The 17,332-nt window shown below is 53.7% G+C and carries 15 protein-coding genes; 12 read left to right on the top strand and 3 right to left on the bottom strand.

Going from position 1 to position 17,332, the window contains the following annotated elements; all coding sequences use genetic code 11:
- Nucleotide 1 precedes the first annotated feature (1 nt).
- The 3 genes from ACFE8Q_RS06370 to ACFE8Q_RS06360 are packed head-to-tail and all read left to right on the top strand — an operon-like array spanning nucleotide 2 to nucleotide 1,803.
- Nucleotides 2-457 carry a YHS domain-containing (seleno)protein gene (locus ACFE8Q_RS06370; RefSeq protein ID WP_375444533.1) on the top strand — a complete coding sequence of 152 codons (456 nt, stop codon included), beginning with the start codon at nucleotides 2-4 and terminating at the stop codon, nucleotides 455-457.
- Between the two features lie 20 nt (nucleotides 458-477).
- Nucleotides 478-1,320: a hypothetical protein gene (locus ACFE8Q_RS06365; protein ID WP_375444532.1), complete on the top strand. Its 843-nt coding sequence runs from the start codon at nucleotides 478-480 to the stop codon at nucleotides 1,318-1,320.
- A 21-nt stretch (nucleotides 1,321-1,341) separates the two neighbouring features.
- Nucleotides 1,342-1,803 (top strand): DM13 domain-containing protein, encoded by a 462-nt coding sequence (locus tag ACFE8Q_RS06360; protein ID WP_375444531.1) that lies wholly within the window; start codon nucleotides 1,342-1,344, stop codon nucleotides 1,801-1,803.
- A gap of 23 nt (nucleotides 1,804-1,826) precedes the next feature.
- On the opposite strand, the gene ACFE8Q_RS06355 is transcribed toward ACFE8Q_RS06360, so the two are convergent.
- The gene (locus ACFE8Q_RS06355; protein WP_375444530.1) at nucleotides 1,827-2,162 is read right to left on the bottom strand and encodes a hypothetical protein; all 336 of its coding nucleotides are present in this window, start codon (nucleotides 2,160-2,162) and stop codon (nucleotides 1,827-1,829) included.
- A 145-nt stretch (nucleotides 2,163-2,307) separates the two neighbouring features.
- Here ACFE8Q_RS06355 and ACFE8Q_RS06350 point away from each other — a divergent pair, with 145 nt between their 5' ends.
- Nucleotides 2,308-2,871, top strand: a complete 564-nt coding sequence (locus ACFE8Q_RS06350) for an RNA polymerase sigma factor (RefSeq protein ID WP_375444529.1) — start codon at nucleotides 2,308-2,310, stop codon at nucleotides 2,869-2,871.
- Nucleotides 2,872-2,942: 71 nt separating this feature from the next.
- Here the strand turns inward: ACFE8Q_RS06350 and ACFE8Q_RS06345 are convergent, their stop codons facing one another.
- The gene (locus tag ACFE8Q_RS06345) at nucleotides 2,943-4,205 is read right to left on the bottom strand and encodes an acetyl-CoA hydrolase/transferase family protein (protein ID WP_375444528.1); all 1,263 of its coding nucleotides are present in this window, start codon (nucleotides 4,203-4,205) and stop codon (nucleotides 2,943-2,945) included.
- 237 nt (nucleotides 4,206-4,442) lie between these two features.
- Here ACFE8Q_RS06345 and ACFE8Q_RS06340 point away from each other — a divergent pair, with 237 nt between their 5' ends.
- The 7 genes from ACFE8Q_RS06340 to ACFE8Q_RS06310 all read left to right on the top strand — a co-directional run bounded on the left by ACFE8Q_RS06340 (nucleotide 4,443) and on the right by ACFE8Q_RS06310 (nucleotide 14,314).
- On the top strand, nucleotides 4,443-5,450 hold the full coding sequence (locus tag ACFE8Q_RS06340) for a hypothetical protein (RefSeq protein WP_375444527.1): 1,008 nt from the start codon (nucleotides 4,443-4,445) through the stop codon (nucleotides 5,448-5,450).
- Between the two features lie 173 nt (nucleotides 5,451-5,623).
- Entirely contained in the window at nucleotides 5,624-6,283 is a 660-nt protein-coding gene (locus tag ACFE8Q_RS06335) for a phosphatase PAP2-related protein (protein WP_375444526.1), read from the top strand.
- 215 nt (nucleotides 6,284-6,498) lie between these two features.
- Complete coding sequence (locus ACFE8Q_RS06330) at nucleotides 6,499-8,427, top strand: tetratricopeptide repeat protein (RefSeq protein WP_375444525.1); 1,929 nt, start codon at nucleotides 6,499-6,501, stop codon at nucleotides 8,425-8,427.
- 222 nt (nucleotides 8,428-8,649) lie between these two features.
- A complete protein-coding gene (locus ACFE8Q_RS06325) occupies nucleotides 8,650-11,046 on the top strand; it encodes a carboxypeptidase-like regulatory domain-containing protein (protein WP_375444524.1) in 2,397 nt (798 codons plus the stop codon).
- A 30-nt stretch (nucleotides 11,047-11,076) separates the two neighbouring features.
- Nucleotides 11,077-12,177 carry a DUF4249 domain-containing protein gene (locus ACFE8Q_RS06320; RefSeq protein ID WP_375444523.1) on the top strand — a complete coding sequence of 367 codons (1,101 nt, stop codon included), beginning with the start codon at nucleotides 11,077-11,079 and terminating at the stop codon, nucleotides 12,175-12,177.
- A 45-nt stretch (nucleotides 12,178-12,222) separates the two neighbouring features.
- Entirely contained in the window at nucleotides 12,223-13,311 is a 1,089-nt protein-coding gene (locus ACFE8Q_RS06315; RefSeq protein WP_375444522.1) for a DUF4249 domain-containing protein, read from the top strand.
- 16 nt (nucleotides 13,312-13,327) lie between these two features.
- On the top strand, nucleotides 13,328-14,314 hold the full coding sequence (locus ACFE8Q_RS06310) for a glycosyltransferase family 9 protein (protein WP_375444521.1): 987 nt from the start codon (nucleotides 13,328-13,330) through the stop codon (nucleotides 14,312-14,314).
- Nucleotides 14,315-14,356: 42 nt separating this feature from the next.
- On the opposite strand, the gene ACFE8Q_RS06305 is transcribed toward ACFE8Q_RS06310, so the two are convergent.
- On the bottom strand, nucleotides 14,357-15,529 hold the full coding sequence (locus ACFE8Q_RS06305) for an alpha/beta hydrolase family protein (RefSeq protein ID WP_375444520.1): 1,173 nt from the start codon (nucleotides 15,527-15,529) through the stop codon (nucleotides 14,357-14,359).
- A 126-nt stretch (nucleotides 15,530-15,655) separates the two neighbouring features.
- Between ACFE8Q_RS06305 and ACFE8Q_RS06300 the strand changes: the two genes are divergently transcribed.
- Nucleotides 15,656-17,302 (top strand): malate:quinone oxidoreductase, encoded by a 1,647-nt coding sequence (locus ACFE8Q_RS06300; protein ID WP_375445141.1) that lies wholly within the window; start codon nucleotides 15,656-15,658, stop codon nucleotides 17,300-17,302.
- Nucleotides 17,303-17,332 lie beyond the last annotated feature (30 nt).

Genomic DNA, 17,332 nt, shown 5'->3' with positions numbered 1-17,332 from the left:
CATGAAATTAACAAGTTTTCGTCTGGCATTTATTGCCATCTTACTAGCCGCCAACACGGTTTTTGCTCAGCAGTCGCCCGTTTTTGCCACGGCTGGAAAAGCCATTCGGGGCTACGATCCGGTGGCCTATTTTACCGAAAGTAAACCCGTTATGGGCGATTCGACACTGGCTTACAGCTACCGGGGTGCCAACTGGTATTTTGCTTCGGCCGCCAATCGCGACGCCTTTAAGGCGACCCCCGATCAGTATGTGCCGCAATATGGCGGCTACTGCGCCTACGGTACGTCGCAAGGACACAAAGCGCCCACCCAACCCGACGCCTGGACGATCAACGGCGGGAAATTGTACCTGAATTATAACGCCAAAGTGAAAGCGATTTGGGACAAAGACCGGCCGGGTTATATCGAAAAAGCCGACGGTATCTGGCCAACCATTCAGGATAAAGACGCCCACTGATTTAATCGACCATGATGACCATGCGCCATTTCTTACTAACGTCGCTCTTGCTGCTGACCCTCTCGACCCTGTCGATGGCCGGTGGCCCCTGGGTTCGGGGATACCGAAAAGGATTTCTCCAGATTGGGTATTCCGGTCTCTATTACAACGCCGTATATGGCTCAGCGGGGGCTGAACAGGCCGTCTTTCGCAACACCAGCGATGTGACCCTGCAACTGTATGCGGAATATGGATTTGCCAAAGGCTGGGAAGTTCGCGGTGTGTTGCCCTACAAACTGCTTAGCACCGGAACCAGTACGAACCTGTCGGCCAATCCCGTGGCCGCAGGTACGTTGTCGGGCGTTGGTAACATCGGGCTGGGCGTTAAACGGGCACTGCTGGAAGGCGCTGTTAAACTGAGCGTTGGCGTGGATGCGCTGGCCAATACGTTTACCAACAACGACCGGCTTGGGCTACGCACCGGCTACGAAGGGTGGACCGTGATGCCCTACCTGTCGCTGGGGTCGGGTGGGCAACGTACCTACTATTATGCCGAAGCGGGCTACGGGTTCATGACGCAGAACTACAGCAATTTCCTGAAACTGAACGGCGAGTTCGGCTACAAAGTACATCCGCGTCTATGGCTGGCTGGTACGCTCGACTTCCGGTTGCCAGCCAAAAACGGCCCGTTTTTCAATACCGAAGCGTATCAATTCTCAGGTACGTACCTGAACAACCAGATGTACCTCGGTGCTGGTGTGAAGGCCGCGTACGACATTGTGCCGGACAGGTTTGGCCTGACAGCCAGCGTAATAGGCGCGCTGGCCGGCGAAAACGTGCCTTACGCGCGCTCGTACAATGCGGGTGTTTTCATCAAATGGTAAACCAGTGTAACCAACAGAACCATGATATCATACTTATCAATTGCCCTACTTCTGCTGACTGGCGTGCTGGCTGGCTGTCGGTCTACAGAGGCCACCGTCGACCCTGCGCCGGTGGTTATAACGACGCCTCAGAGCAGTACAACTACAACCAAAGTGACTATCGACTCGACCGGGCAGGTATTGCGCTCGAAAGGCCTGTTTATGAACGGCGTGCATACCGTTAGGGGAACGGTTCGGGTCTACGAAAAAGACGGAAAACAGTCGCTCGTCTTTACGGACTTTCAGAGCGATGGCGGTCCCGATTTGCGAATTTATCTGGCCGAAACCACGGGCCTGCGCAACTTCATCGAGGTAAGTCGATTGACCAACAGCGGCAATTTCTCCGTCGAATTACCGGCCGGCGCCGACCCTGCCAAACAGCGGTACGTTCTGATTTGGTGTAAAGCATTTTCGGTGCTTTTTGGTACCGCCGAATTGATCTGAATCAACACCGGTACGGTAAGCAGCTATCGGAAATTGTATTCTCTCTGTTTACCCCCCGTAACCTGCACTGTATTGTTGGAGGCGTTGAAAGAAATAACGTAGTTTCCTGGATTTAAGTCGTCGATAACGATCTGATACTGTGTGGCTGAGATTGCCTGGATAGTGCCGTTTGTGGTCAGAGAAGGACCTTTGCCGTAGAGTGCTTCTGTGGCAAGAGAAAAGGCAAGCGATGTAGAGGGAAGCGCCTGATTGAGCGTATACGTAATTTTTAGACCACCCGTAGGTGCCAGGGTGTCCTGTTTGCAGGCACCACCAGCCAGTGTTACCATCAGAGCGAGCATGACTAGAGAGAAGCGCATTGACATACAGCGGTTTATATAGCGTTGATTAGTGGCAATCTATCTTGCCAAACCCATTCTGTAGCCAAGGGTTTACTAAATTTTGATTAAAACATGAACAGTCCGTCCCCGATAGGCATACGTACCACTATCAGCAACACCCAACATGTCTCCTAACCGATCGCCGTTCAAAGACGAATCTATTCTGATCGAGCACTTACGCCACCGCGATGAGCGGGCTTTTCGCTGGCTATACAGGAAGTATTCGGTAACGCTGCTCGTTCATATACTCAAGTTTGTGCATGATCCTGAGCAGGCGCGGGATGTTCTTCAGGATGTATTTATCAAAATCTGGCAGCACCTCAACCGGTTCGATACCGGTAAAGGACGCCTGTTTACGTGGATGTGTAATATTGCCCGAAATACGGCTATTGATGTTGTCCGGGCCAGTAAAACCAAAGGCCAGCCAACAGCCGTTCAGCTTATGTCGATTGATGATGACAACCGGTATTACATCGAGCAACAGTACTGGACGCCCGCTATAAACCTTGACCATATCGGGCTCAGCCAGCTCATTGATCGCCTGCAGCCGCAGCATCAGCAACTGGTCAAACTTATTTACGTTGACGGGTACACGCAACTGGAAGCGGCCACGGAACTGGCCGTACCCGTAGGCACGGTAAAAACACGCCTACGGGTTGCCCTGCGTTTACTGAGGCACTCTGTCTGATCGACCCAGCCAATATGTTGGCAATGTCCCTGTCAACCAGAACTCGTTGCCACTGCATCAACTAATTGAGGCTAGCGGCCAAATCGCTCATATGCCTGACGATCAAGCTCTTCGCGGTGATCTGGATGTGCAATGTTGATCAATAGCCGGGCGCGCTGACGGAGGTTTTGCCCGAATAAATCGGCAATGCCCCACTCCGTCACCACATAATGCACATGGGCGCGGGTGGTGGTTACGCCAGCGCCTTCTTTCAAAAACGGAACAATCTTACTCAGCCCTTTGCTGGTGGCAGAAGGCAAGGCGATGATGGGTTTACCGCCTTCGGATAATGAAGCGCCCCGGACGAAATCCATCTGTCCGCCCACGCCCGAATACTGCATGGTACCTATGGTGTCGGCGCAAACCTGACCCGTTATGTCGATCTCGATCGCCGAGTTGATCGCCGTTACCTTCGGGTTGCGGCGAATGATGGCCGTATCGTTGGTGTAGCTGGCCTGCTTCATCGCCACCGCCGGGTTGTCGTTGATGAAGTCGTACACGCGCTGACTACCCATCACAAAGCTCGACACGATCCGGTAGGGGAGCACCGTCTTGTGTTCACCCGTGATTACGCCCCGCTCTACCAGGTCGATAATGCCATCGGTAAACATTTCGGTATGAATACCCAGCCCCTTATGGTGAATCAGCTCGGCCAGTGTCGCGTTGGGAATCCCACCGATGCCCAGTTGCAACGTAGCCCCATCCTCAACCAGGCTAGCCACGTACTGCCCGATCTTGCGGTCGGTGGCGTCGATCTCACCGGGGCGTACTTCATAGATCGGTTCGTCGACCTCGATGGTGGCGTGTAGCATCGAGAACGGAATAAGCCCGTCGCCGTGGGTACGTGGCACCCGTGGGTTTACCTGCGCAATCACGTACTTGGCCGATCGGATAGCCGCCAGCGACACATCGACCGACGGCCCCAGCGAACAATAGCCGTGGGCGTCGGGCGGCGACACCTGGATCAGGGCTACGTCTATGGGCAGGATGTTCCGGCTAAAAAGCAGGGGAATCTCGCTCAGGAACACAGGTACGTAGTCGCCGATGCCCTGCGCCAGTTGCCGCCGCATGTTGGCCCCGATGAAAAACGAATTCGGTTTGAAAATACCCTTGTATTGCGGTTCCAGATACGGGAGGTGGCCTTCGGTATGAATATGGCAAATTTCAACATCGCGGAGGCGGTCGGCCTGATCAACCATCGCCTGGATCAGCACGTGGGGCGTCTGAGCGACACTGTGAATAAAAACGCGATTACCAGATTGGATCGCCGATACGGCCTGTTCGGGTGTTGTCATAAAACGGTTAAGTGATCATTACTGTAACGCGGACTTCAGTCTGCAAGTTTGAGTATAGACGTGGTATCTGCCACAAAACACCGCGCCATATAGACACCCGATCAATCGCCGCAGTTATCTAGTACTCATATGCGTTTGATAGTTCACATCTAGTTTAAAAAATGGGTAGTAAACACCGTGAGTAATTTTGTGAAATTCATGTAACTTGCCCCTAAGTCCATTCCTGGTCACCAGTCTATGAAATTCACCGCTACCTTCTTATTGCTGAGTACACTATCAGCAAATTGCGTACTGGCTCAGAGCCAGATCGTTGTTCCCGACAATACACCCGTGGCAATCAGTTCCGACAACGGCACGACGAACCTGTATGTCGGGCAAAGCACGACGCTGGCCAGTGGCGCAACAGCCAATACGTTTCTGGGTAGTCAGGCGGGGCAGGGTAACACATCCGGGGCACGCAATACCTTTATGGGCCTGAAAGCTGGTTTCCCCAACACCATCGGCTCAAACAACACGTTTGTCGGCTTTGAATCGGGGAAGAACAATATCGATGGCAGCGATAATGTATTCATGGGCTACAATGCCGGGCAAAGCCTGCGCGGCGGTCGTGGAAACAGTGGCATCGGCGTTGGAGCCGGCCCGCTGGATCTGGATGGTGACCATAACACGTACCTGGGGTTCAACGCCAGCAGCAGTGGCAGGGGATTATCCAACGCTACGGCCATCGGTGCCAATGCGCGGGTACTGAGCAGCAATGCGCTCATTCTGGGTAATGGCGTAAACGTCGGCATCGGTAATTCGTCGCCGCAGAGCCTGCTGGAACTGACCGCCCGGGCCGAGAACCAAAGCGGCCTGCGGTTTACGAACCTGACCGCCCATTCGCCCGCCCAAAAAACGGTTACCGAAAAGTTTCTGACCGTATCCGATAGGGGTGATGTAGTGTTAGCCAACAAACTGTCGACCAATCAGTTGGTAGTACGTGCCCAGTCGGCCAGCCAGTGGGCCGATTTTGTCTTCGAGAAGCAATACACCTTGCAGCCACTCAGCGAAGTGGAAAAATACATTCGGCAAAACGGCCATTTGCCGGGCATTCCTGCTGCCGCCGAAATGGCCGACAAAGGCGTTGAGCTAACCAAATTGCTCACTACGCTGGTGCAGAAAAACGAAGAACTAACGCTTCACCTGATTCAGCAGGCGAAAGAGATCAAGGCCCTGCAACAGCAGTTGAAAACGAAGAAACGCTAGGCAAACCTGTACTGTATTGATTAGGTAATTGGATGATTGGTTATTTGGACGTTGAAGACCAGTTAACCAATCACTTAGTCACCAATCAACTACTCCTCAAAAGAGCCCGGTAATCAGACATGTTTGTTCTGGTTGCCGGGCTTTTTATTGTTGATGTATCTTTGCAGCCCCTTATGAATGAATCCCTGAACGATACGCTGGTTAACGATGCCCATTCCGTGCGCTGGAAGGAGGCCTGGCAACGACCTGATTTTCGCCGAATAGCTATTGGTGGCCTGTTGCTTGTTTGCGCGCTCCTGGCCATGTGGCCCTGGTATCTGGCTAAAATCGAAGCCCGAAACGGCATCGTACTAGATGATGTCGTGCTGAATGCGTTGCCCCGGCATGACGTGTCACTGGCTGTTTTTCTGAGTCTTTGGGGCGCGGCTCTCTTGCTGATCTACCGGGTGCAGAAATCACCGCTCATGTACCTGCGCTTCATCTGGGCCTACGCGTTTCTGTTCATTGCCCGGATCATCAGCATCGGGCTTACCCCGCTCGACCCGCCCCCCGGCCTGATCGAACTGCGCGATCCGCTCAGCAATTATTTCTACGGGGCAAAGTTCATCACCAAAGACCTGTTCTTTTCCGGCCATACGGCCAGCATTTACCTCATGGCCCTCTGTCTGGTGCGCCCCCTCGACCGCTGGCTGGTCTTTATCGGAACCGCCATCGTGGGTATCTGCGTCCTGATTCAACGCGTACATTACACCGCCGATGTGGTGGCTGCCCCCGTTTTTACCTACGCCGTCTACTGGCTAGCCGACCGATTTACCAGAAAAGCCCTGGCCTGATCTGATTCGGAAACGAGGTTATTTCTAGTTCAATAGACTGATAATCAAAGTGCTTTGGAGCCTTTCTGCAAGTCTGTTTGATGCTGGCATACATAGCCACTAGTTCGATTAGATAGCAGGCCCTGTATAATCTGTTCATGGACTATACTTTTAATAAACAAGTTATTGTCTGATACTGAATAATGTAGTAACTAGTCGTTAAACTCCAACGATCAATGAAAACTGGTTACGTACGACTGGTCTGCCTCGGTACGCTGCTGATGGGTAGTTTGAACGTCAGCGGCCAGACCGCCCAGCCCCTTGATTCACTACTCGGTTATCTGACTACCCACCGGCCTACTGATTCAGCCTACACATTGGCTATGGACAAAGTCATCTACGAACTGGTCTACAAAAAAGCCGACTACGTCAGGGCCGATTCGCTAAGCCGACAGATGGTGGATGTGGCCACCCGAATCAACGATTGGCCAAGGGTGGTGGGAGCTCACCGAAACCGGGCCATGATCAGCTACATGAAGGCCGATTATGAGCAGGCAATGGTTTATTTCCAACGTACCCTGACCACGGCCGAGCAGCACAAACTGTCTCCCAGAATCATCTACGGTGCCCTGTGTAATATCGCCTCCGGCCATGATAAGCTGGGCCATAACGAGCAGGTGCTGCAAACGGCTCTTCAGGCTATTGCCATTCAGGAGCAGTTCAAGCTCAAGCCCCGCGCACCCATTCCCCACCGGCTTATTGGGGGAGCCCTGGTGAAAATGGGTAAACTGCAACAGGCTATTCCCTACTATCGGGAGGCGGAAACGATCTTCCGCGAGAATGGGGACAAACGGGGAATTGCCATTTTTGAAAATCAGTTGGGCGATTTTTATCAGGATCTAAAACAGCCACAGCAGGCGCTGACCCACCATCAGGCATCGCTAAAACTGGCCCGCGACATGCAGTTTGACCTGCTTCAGGTTGATGCATTGGATGGTATCGCCAACGACATGCACCTGCTGAACCGCCCTGCCGAAGGAGTGAAATACATCGAGCAGGCGCTCCGATTATTGGAAAAGCAACAACAGCCGCTTGGCCTGAGTACCAGTTATGGTACGCTGGCCCAATTGTATGTCGACCAGCAAGCTTACCCAAAAGCGGAAATCTACTACAAGAAAGCGATTGCTATTGCCGAGAAGAACAATTACAAAGATGATCTGAAACGATACACGCAGGGGCTAGCCGATATGTATGCCCAGCAGACCAACTACCAGCAGGCGTACGTACTCCAGTTGCAGAAAAACAAGCTCATCGATTCAACAACTACCGTGCGCACCAATGCCGAAGTGCAGCGGTTGATTGCCCGTTACGAAACCGAAAAAAAAGAACAGCAGATTAAACTCCTTCGGCAACAGGCGCAGCTCCGGGATGACGAACTGGACCGGCGTCGGTTTCAAACCAATGCCCTGCTCATTGGCGGGGTGCTGCTGTTGTTGCTGGGTGTAGCCGTAACGGCCTGGCTGCTGAACCGGGCCCGGCTGCGGCGGTTGCAGGAAGCGCAACAACTGCGCAAACGAATTGCCCACGACCTCCACGACGAAGTGGGCAGTACCCTCAGTAGTATCTCGCTGCTGAGTGGTATGGTCAATGACCTGATCGCCCAGAACCGGCCCGAAACGGTAGAGCGGGCCATCAACAAGATCAACACCGATGCCCGGCAGATTCTGGAAGTGATCGACGAAATCATCTGGACGATCAATCCCGGTAATGACTCCTTACAGCGGATTATTTTGCGGTTGCAGGAGTACGCTCAACCGCTGATGGAATCGAAAGGGATTCAGTTTTCGGTGATCAGCGATCCTGGGCTGGAAAGCCTGCCTATCTCGATGGACGTTCGTCAGAACCTGTACCTGATTAGTAAAGAGGCAATCAATAACCTGGTTAAGTACTCAGAAGCAACGAAAGCGACTATGCGGTTTGGCCATGATAAAGAGCAACTGAAAGTAATCATTGAAGACAATGGACGGGGTTTCGATACGGACAAGCCCAGTCAGCGAACCGGGCAGTCGAGCATGAAACAGCGAGCCAGGGCGATGGGTGGTTTTCTGGATATCCAGTCGGCTACCGGGCGAGGAACCAAGCTGGAACTGGTGATAAACAGTTGATCGCCGACCAGAAAACTGCCGGGGTCAGGTACGTCGCTGCCAGAAAATTTACTTACTTCTAACTCAGGGCAGGTGCTATGCATAGGTAGGTAATCATGCGTAGCGTTATGAAAGCGGGTGATAGTTGATTAATTGGTTAATTTTCATGTATAAATTGTTGGCTTTCAAAGTAAATTGATCCGTTTAGACTGCTTTGACAGAGGAATTCCTTAACCGCTCTGCATGCTGCGCTACGCTACGTTACTACTACTCACGTTTTTCTCAATCACCCGGCCCGCTCTTAGTCAGTCAAAGGAGACATATTCGCTGTCGGGCTACGTTCGGCAGGCGGGAACGAACCTACCCGTTGTTGGGGCTACCATCTTCGTTCAGTCGACCCGGGCGGGTACAGTTACGGGCAAAGACGGTTTCTTCATCCTGCCGCTTCGCGCAGGTACGTACCCAATTCGAATTTCACACGTTGGGTACGTTAGCCAGGTGGTCGAGGTAGTGCTGAATAAGCAGGTGCTGTTGAATATCGATCTGGCAAACGACACTGAGTATCTTCAGGAGGTGGTGGTGCAGACAGAAGCGCCCGATAAAAACGTTCGGAAAGTAGAACTGGGGGTTACACAACTGAGCATCAAGAATATTCGACGGATTCCGGCTTTTATGGGCGAAGTCGACGTGGTGCGCAGCCTGTTACTCTTGCCAGGAGTTACCTCTGTGGGTGAGGGCGCAACGGGCATCAACGTGCGGGGCGGCAGCATCGACCAGAACCTGGTGCTGATGGACGACGCCCCGCTGTTCAACACGAGTCACCTGCTGGGTTTCTTCTCCGTTTTCAACCCCGATATTGTCCGTGACCTGACGTTACACCGGGGAGGCATTGCGCCCAGTTATGGCGGCCGGGCGTCATCGGTGCTCGACATCAAAATAAAAGAGCCGGAAACAGAACGGTGGTCGGCCTATGGGGGTATCGGAATTGTATCGAGCCGGGCCGGGGTAGAAGGGCCGATTATTAAAAACAAGCTGACCATGCTCGCCGCTACGCGGGTGTCGTTCAACGACTTTCTGTTCAGCATCGGCCCCGCCAGCCTGAGTGGCACACGGGCTAATTTCTATGATTTAACCACCAAACTAAAGTGGCAACTATCCGAAAAACATACGCTGAGCAGCACAGGCTACTACGGTCGCGATGTGTTCAAGCTCCCGTCTGATTCGCTCTCGGGTGTAGAAATCAATGCCTCGTCGACACAGTTCGATTATCAGACACTGGCCGGCACCGTTCGCTGGAACTACCTGATCAACAGTCGATTTAACCTGACAACAACGGCGGTCTGGAGTCAGTATCGTACCGAAACATCGGCTCCCGATTCGGCCAACCAGTTTAGTCTGGTAGCTGAAGTTCTCCATAAACAACTTAAAAGCGACCTGACGATCGCTCTCAACGACCGACATGCAGTGCAGGTTGGCATCAGTGGTATCGACTACTATATTCAGCCAAACAAACTCACGCCCGGTCCTGCCTCAAACGCCCTCCCTTTTGCGTTGCCCACCGAACGGGCCTTTGAGCTGGCTGTTTACGCCCAGGATGAATGGAAACTATCCGAAAGCACGTCGGTGCTGGGTGGTCTTCGGTATTCAACGCTGCTCAACGACGGACCAACAACGGCACGTACCTACGGCACTGACCTGCCCCGCCTGCCCGGTACAGCCACGGCCACTACGCCCTACGCGGCCGGCACCATTTACCACACCGCCGGGGGAATTGAACCCCGGTTGGCCGTGCGGGTAAATGTTGGCGAGGGGCGCTCGGTAAAGTTTGGCTATAACCGGATCCGGCAGTATATCCAGTTGGTGTCCAACACTACGGCTGCATTGCCCACCTCGCGCTGGGTCCTGAGTGATGCCAACATCAAGCCGCAGATTGCCGATCAATGGTCGCTGGGCTATTTCATGAACGGGAAGCAGAACGAATATGAAGCCTCGGCCGAAGTATACTACAAAACCCTGACCAACGCCATTGACTACCGCGATGGGGCGAATCTACAGCGGAACCCGGCGCCCGAAACAGACGTGTTGCAGGGTAAAGGCCAGGCGTATGGCCTGGAAATGCTGGTTCGCAAAAATAAAGGCGCCTGGACGGGCTGGGTCAGCTACACCTATGCCCGTACCCTGCTGACCATCAACAGTCTGTTTCCCGAGCAGCAGGTAAATGGTGGGCAGGTGTATCCGGCCAACTTCGATAAACCACACACGCTCAACGCGACTGCTACCTACCGGCCCAGTTTGCGGTTTAGTATGTCGCTGAATTTTACCTACAGTACTGGCCGACCAATTACCCAGCCGTATGGACGGGCGCGCATCAACAACGTGGTGGTTCCTATTTATGTGAACCGCAACCAGGAACGGATTCCCGACTACCACCGCCTCGACTTTTCGATGCTGTTTGAGCAGGACCCCGCCAAAAAACGGAAGGTGCAACAAAGCTGGAACTTCTCGATCTACAACGTATATGCCCATAAAAACGCCTATTCGGTCTTTTATAAGTATGATCCGCGCCAGCTAAGCGACGCCTTCAAACTGTCGATATTCGGTACAATATTCCCTTCACTAACCTACAATGTTCGGTTTTAGGGAACTTCCCCAGCCACGTACCACCGATTTATGAAACGACAATTTACGCTACCCTATCGCCTGGCTCTCCGGACATTCGCGTACGTGCTTCTGTACGGTTGCCTGATTGCGTGCATCACTCCCTATCAACCCGAAACGAAATCCCTGGGCGGTAGCGTCCTGGTTGTCGATGGCTATATCACGGATCAAGTCGGCCCTCACCAGGTGAGCGTTTCGTACTCGTCTGACTTCACCAATACGGCCGTTAACCTGCGGGCAAGTGGAGCTAAGGTATACGTGACCGACGACACCGGCGGCCGGCAGGATTTTAGTGAGGTAGCCCCCGGCATCTACCGGACACCCGCTGCGTTTCAGGGCCGGGTGGGACGTACCTACAAGCTGAACATCGTGCTGGCTGATGGAAAACGATACGAATCGGCCCCTGAAAAACTTCGGGCTGCTCCACCCATCGACCGGATTTATGATGAATATTCACAGAAGGAAATAACCAATACCACGGTGCTCGATAAAGGGTTCAACGTGTATGTCGACACCAAAGACGCCGCTACGACCGGCGACTATTACCGCTGGAAATGGACCAATTTCGAGCAACTCGTTTTCTGCAATTCCCGGGTGACCATTACCAATAATGTGTCTACCGAAATTGGTTTTTTCTGCTGCGATCCCTGCTGGACGGTAACCAATTGCACAGGTGCAGGCTGCATCAATACCATGTCCGACGAAGCCGTGAATGGCAACTCCATCAGTCGCCAGTTCATTGTACGGGTGCCCTTTACGTCGTACGAAAAATATTACCTGGAAATAGAGCAACTGCTGATCTCCCGAGCAGCCTACACGTATTACAAGACGATAGAAAACCTGACGGCCAGCAACGGCGGTATATTCGATTCAGCGCCAACCACGGTACGTGGTAACATAGTGTCACTGACCAACGCCGGTGAATACGTTTTCGGCTTCTTCAGCGTAGCTGGTGCCCAGAAAATGCCTTATGTGGTAGACAGGAAAAAAGGGCAGGGTTCACCCAATATTAAATCGTCGCCAATAGTGCCGCCGGGTCCTCCTTTGCCTTGCGCCGCCTGTGAGGAAAGTGATTACCGTACGCGCATCAAGCCCCGATGGTGGCCTTTTTAGCCAGGTAGGGGCAGCAGTAAGACCCTCAGTTTTTGCTTCTCAACGATGAAAAATACGCGAATTATCAACCGCAGGGTGCTGCTTCTGATGCTGGTAGGCTGGCTGACCGCCTGTGTAACTCCCTACCAGCCAGATGTGCGCTCATTGGGGTACAAAGCCCTCATTGTCGATGGCTACATTACGGATCAACCGGGGCCATACCAGGTGACGCTTACCTACTCGTCTGACTTTACCGTTGCGGCGGTCAACTATATCGTGACTGGGGCTACCGTGTATGTGACCGACGAGCAGGGTAGCAGGCAGGATTTTCTTGAGATCGGGCGGGGTGTTTACCGCACGCCAGCCACTTATCAGGGAAAGCAGGGACGTACCTATAAACTATCTATTGTGCTGCCCGACGGGCGGCGGTACGAGTCGAAACCGGAAAAGATAACTCCGGTTTCGTCCATCGATCGCATCTACGAGGAATACACCGAACAGCCCATTGCCGGTATCACGGCCATTGATAAAGGGTTCAATGTTTACCTGGACACCAAAGACCCCGCCACCTCCGGCAATTATTACCGCTGGATCTGGACGCACTTCGAACCCCTGTCTATCTGCGAAACAAGAACGATAACTACCGGTGGAATAAGCACAGAGTACGGCTACGACTGCTGCCAGGCCTGCTGGGATATTGTGCGTTGCCGGGGTGCCAACTGCAACAATGCAACATCTGATGAGCAGATCAACGGTAAATCGATTAGCCGTCAGCCATTGACGAGGGCACCCTATACGTCAACGGCTGGCTATTACATGGAGGTTGAGCAGCTCAGTCTCTCGCGGGAAGCCTACGTGCACTACAAAACGATCGAGAGTCTGACGAGCAGCAATGGCGGAATCTTCGACGCGGCCCCCGCTTCCTTACAGGGGAACATTGTCTCGTTGACCGATCCTAAAGAAACGATAATCGGCTATTTTAGTGCGTCTGGCTCACAAAAGATTCCGCATGTGGTTGACCGGACAAAGGGAGTAGGCCCCCCCAACTATATTATTCCTCTCCCCTCGCCACCCTCGCCGCCACCCCCGCCCTGTGTCAACTGCGTGGAGGGTGATAACCGCACGCGCATCAAACCGCGGTGGTGGCCTTTTTAGATGTAATTTTGCCGCTATGGCTACCAAGTTCCTCATCCTTCGCTTTTCGTCGATCGGCGATATCGTGCTGACGACCCCCGTAGTACGGTGTCTGAAACAGCAGATGCCCGATGCGGAGGTGCATTACGCCACTAAACGGTCGTTTGCCACCCTGTTGGAAGATAACCCGTATATCGATAAACGGCATTATCTGGAGGGGTCATTACCGGCGCTGGTGAGTCAGTTGCGGGCCGAAAAATTCGATTACATCATCGATCTGCATCAGAACCTGCGCACCCGCCTGATTAAACTGCAACTGGGTGCTAAAGCCTATTCGTTCGAGAAGCTGAACCTGAACAAATGGCTGCTGGTACGTCTGAAAATCAATACATTGCCCGATCTGCACATCGTTGATCGCTACCTGGCTACGGTATTGCCCCTGGGGGTGGCCAACGATGGGAAAGGGCTGGATTATTTCATTCCGTATAAAGACCAGATTGAGCAGAACTGGCTGCCGCCAACGCACCAGACTGGGTACGTTGCCTACGCCATTGGGGGGCAACATGCGACCAAAAAACTACCCGTCGAGCGGATGATCGAACTCTGCCACAAGATCGATTACCCGGTGGTGTTACTGGGCGGAAAGGAAGATCAGGCGGCGGGTGCCCTCATGGAAGCGGCACTTGGTCCGGGCCTGATTTATAACGCCTGCGGCCAGTACAACCTGAATCAGTCGGCATCGTTGTTGCAGGGTGCGCGTGTTGTTTTCAGCCACGATACCGGCCTGATGCATATCGCCGCGGCATTGAAAAAGAAGGTGTATTCGATCTGGGGAAATACGGTGCCCGCCTTTGGTATGTATCCCTACAAAACGCCGTACGTGGTCCTGGAAAACAAGGGATTACCCTGTCGGCCCTGTTCAAAGATAGGGTATGCCAAATGCCCGCAGGGCCATTTCAAGTGCATGAACGAACTCCCGTTCGACTTTGAGATCACCGAACTGAAACGGCAACGCGGCGTATAATAACGTACCTGAGGCTGCTTGCTAAAAACAGCGCCGGATGCTTTACTTCAGCAGGGCCGACACAGCTTCATCGCCCAGCACAGCCTGAACGGGACGGGGGTATTGGTCGGTGAAAACCCGCAGTGAATCGCCCGGAAAGATGGTATTCCGGCTCTCGTCGGGCTGGCCGTTTTTTAGTACGCGAGTGAGGTCAAGCCCCAGGTGTTTTGCCAGAAACGTGTAGGCGGCCAACCGTTTGCTGGGACCGTAATCATGCCCCTCGTCGGGAAGATGCACGTTGGCGACCTGCTCTTCGGCCCCATAGAGCCGGTACACGCCCTGCATGAACGGATATTCTACGGATGGCGTGTTCTTCGTCCAGTCCTTACCGTCTGAAATCAGCAGCATCGGACGGGGAGCGATGAGCGCGGCCAGTTCGGCATTAGAGGTTTCGTGGGTGGGCCGTTTGTGCACCGGCATCCCACTTTCGCAGGGGCATCCGCCAAAAAAATGGGCCGATATCATCACCACCGGAACCGCTACCGTCACGCGTTGGTCGAGTGCGGCCAGCATAAACGCCTGTGTACCCCCGCCCGATTCGCCGGTGACGCCGATGCGTGCAGGATCGACATCGGGCAGGCTGACCAGGAAATCGAGCGCACGAATGCCGTTCATGGCCTGGAGCTTCAACGCTTTAGGGATTTTGTGATCGCACTGCTTACTGTCGCCGTAGCCAATCATATCGTAGGCAAACACCACCGCACCCATCCGGGCCAGGGTAGCGCACCGCTGCTGTGTCGATTCGGGCGTTCGGCCATCCAGCGTTTTGGCGTGGCCGTGCTGGCTAAGAATACCCGGATGCTTGCCGGTTAGGCCAGTGGGACGATACAGATTTCCCGTTACAAAAATGCCTGGTAAACTCTCGAACGCTACGTTTTCAACCGTGTATCCATCGAGTTGCCGAACGCTATGGCGTAGCGGCTTCAGGGGAACAAACGCTGGTTTTTCGGTTAACTCCATCCCCTCGTGGAGGCCTTTGCGCAAGAGGGCAGCGCGTTGCTCCCAGGCGGCGCGGGTCAGGTACGTTCTGGCGGTGTCGGCCAATCGGTTTGCCCCTTCCGCTTCGGAGTAATAGGCACCCTGCCGCAGGTCGGGGCGGGCGGGATTGGGCTGGGCAGCAGCTAGTAACGGCAGGCACAGACTGCCGATCAGGCCGGGAATACGAAAGCGAGACATAGTAGGCAAAGCAGGAGACCGGGCAGCTTCTACCGATGCAATCCGAAACACGAACCGTCCGATTTTACCAATTGCGCGATGGGCTTTAGCTGACGCTGCTGGTGTTCTGAGGCCCATTGGCTAACAATTGTACAACCGTATCCTGCCAGGGTTCTACACGCGCAGGAATTTGGTATTTTACCGGGTTTTGGGGAACAACAGGCCTCTGTTTTTGGTCTTTATTCAGGGGCGATTAGCTGCTCAACAACAAGCATGGGAAAACGAAAAGACGCACACGTTCAATCGTCAGACGTTATTTTAATAGGGGCGGGCATCATGAGTGCCACGCTCGGGGTAATGCTCAAAGAGTTAAACCCCAATATTACTATTCAAATTTTTGAGCGGCTCGATCAGGCTGCTGCCGAGAGTTCGGATGCCTGGAACAACGCCGGCACCGGTCACTCCGCTTTTTGTGAACTCAACTACACGCCCGAACGAGAGGATGGGACGATCGAAATCTCGAAGGCCGTAAAGATTGCCGAGTCGTTTGAGCAATCGAAGCAATTCTGGGCGCACCTGGTCGAAGAAGGATTCCTGAAAGATGCGCCGAACTTCATCCGTCCTATCCCACACATGAGTTTTGTCTGGGGCGATGATAACGTAACGTACCTGCGCCATCGGCACGAAGCCCTGACAAAGTCGCACCTGTTTCAAGGGATGCAGTACACGGAAGATAGGGCCAAAATTGCCGACTGGACCCCGCTTGTCATGGACGGTCGTGACCCGGCTCAACCCGTAGCCGCCACCCGGATGGATATGGGTACCGACGTGAATTTTGGTACACTAACGCGGGCTATGTTCCGTCGGCTGGAAGAAATGCCCGGCGTGACGATTCATTTTGCCCATGACGTACACGAAATATGGCGGTCGAAATCATTGGGCGGGTGGAAGATCGAAGTAGAGAATGTAACGACCGGGGCCACGCGTGATGTACACGCCAAGTTCGTCTTTATCGGTGCGGGTGGCGGTTCGTTGCGGCTGCTCGAAAAGTCGGCCATTCCCGAAAGCCGGGGCTACGGCGGTTTTCCCGTCAGTGGTCAATGGCTGCGTTGCCTCAACCGGGACATTATCGAACGGCATCAGGCTAAAGTATACGGTAAAGCGTCGGTGGGTGCGCCACCCATGTCGGTTCCGCACCTGGACACGCGCATGATCGACGGCAAGCGCGAACTGCTGTTTGGCCCCTACGCCGGTTTCTCCACGAAATTCCTGAAAAACGGGTCGTATTCTGATCTGCCCAAGTCGATTCAGATGAATAACCTGGCGCCGATGTTGATGGCGGGTCTGCACAACATTTCGCTGACAAAATACCTGATTCAGCAGGTGATGCAATCGCCGGAAGACAAACTGGCGGCCCTGCGCGAGTATTTCCCTGAAGCTCAGTTGAGTGACTGGGAACTGGAAATTGCCGGTCAGCGGGTGCAGGTGATTAAAAAGGATGACGAAGAAGGTGGCGTACTCGAATTTGGTACCGAGGTGGTGAGCGCCGCCGATGGCAGCATTGCCGCCCTGCTCGGTGCGTCGCCGGGCGCGTCAACCGCCGTGTCGATCATGATCGACCTGCTGAACAAGTGTTTTCCCGCCGAGATGCAATCGGCCGACTGGCAGGAGAAATTCCGCAAAATGATCCCCAGTTTCGGTCAGTCATTGGCAAAAGACGCCGAACTGACGCAGCAAATGCGCGAACACACCAGCCGCATTCTCGGCCTGACGCAGTACGAGTTCACGGCGTAGGCATAAAGGTGATTTATGTTGCTTTTGCTG

It is taken from the genome of uncultured Fibrella sp. (genome assembly GCF_964250085.1).
In the GTDB taxonomy this organism is placed as follows: Bacteria; Bacteroidota; Bacteroidia; order Cytophagales; family Spirosomataceae; genus Fibrella.
The sequence above is the reverse complement of the archived record's forward strand: the minus strand, read 5'-3'. Positions and strand labels throughout refer to the sequence as shown.

Excerpts from the sequence above, each read along its gene's own strand:
- ACFE8Q_RS06370 (WP_375444533.1), top strand. The coding sequence starts at position 2 with ATGAAATTAACAAGTTTTCGTCTGGCATTTATTGCCATCTTACTAGCC.
- ACFE8Q_RS06365 (WP_375444532.1), top strand. The coding sequence starts at position 478 with ATGCGCCATTTCTTACTAACGTCGCTCTTGCTGCTGACCCTCTCGACC.
- ACFE8Q_RS06360 (WP_375444531.1), top strand. The coding sequence starts at position 1,342 with ATGATATCATACTTATCAATTGCCCTACTTCTGCTGACTGGCGTGCTG.
- ACFE8Q_RS06355 (WP_375444530.1), bottom strand. The coding sequence starts at position 2,162 with ATGCGCTTCTCTCTAGTCATGCTCGCTCTGATGGTAACACTGGCTGGT.
- ACFE8Q_RS06350 (WP_375444529.1), top strand. The coding sequence starts at position 2,308 with ATGTCTCCTAACCGATCGCCGTTCAAAGACGAATCTATTCTGATCGAG.
- ACFE8Q_RS06345 (WP_375444528.1), bottom strand. The coding sequence starts at position 4,205 with ATGACAACACCCGAACAGGCCGTATCGGCGATCCAATCTGGTAATCGC.
- ACFE8Q_RS06340 (WP_375444527.1), top strand. The coding sequence starts at position 4,443 with ATGAAATTCACCGCTACCTTCTTATTGCTGAGTACACTATCAGCAAAT.
- ACFE8Q_RS06335 (WP_375444526.1), top strand. The coding sequence starts at position 5,624 with ATGAATGAATCCCTGAACGATACGCTGGTTAACGATGCCCATTCCGTG.
- ACFE8Q_RS06330 (WP_375444525.1), top strand. The coding sequence starts at position 6,499 with ATGAAAACTGGTTACGTACGACTGGTCTGCCTCGGTACGCTGCTGATG.
- ACFE8Q_RS06325 (WP_375444524.1), top strand. The coding sequence starts at position 8,650 with ATGCTGCGCTACGCTACGTTACTACTACTCACGTTTTTCTCAATCACC.
- ACFE8Q_RS06320 (WP_375444523.1), top strand. The coding sequence starts at position 11,077 with ATGAAACGACAATTTACGCTACCCTATCGCCTGGCTCTCCGGACATTC.
- ACFE8Q_RS06315 (WP_375444522.1), top strand. The coding sequence starts at position 12,223 with ATGAAAAATACGCGAATTATCAACCGCAGGGTGCTGCTTCTGATGCTG.
- ACFE8Q_RS06310 (WP_375444521.1), top strand. The coding sequence starts at position 13,328 with ATGGCTACCAAGTTCCTCATCCTTCGCTTTTCGTCGATCGGCGATATC.
- ACFE8Q_RS06305 (WP_375444520.1), bottom strand. The coding sequence starts at position 15,529 with ATGTCTCGCTTTCGTATTCCCGGCCTGATCGGCAGTCTGTGCCTGCCG.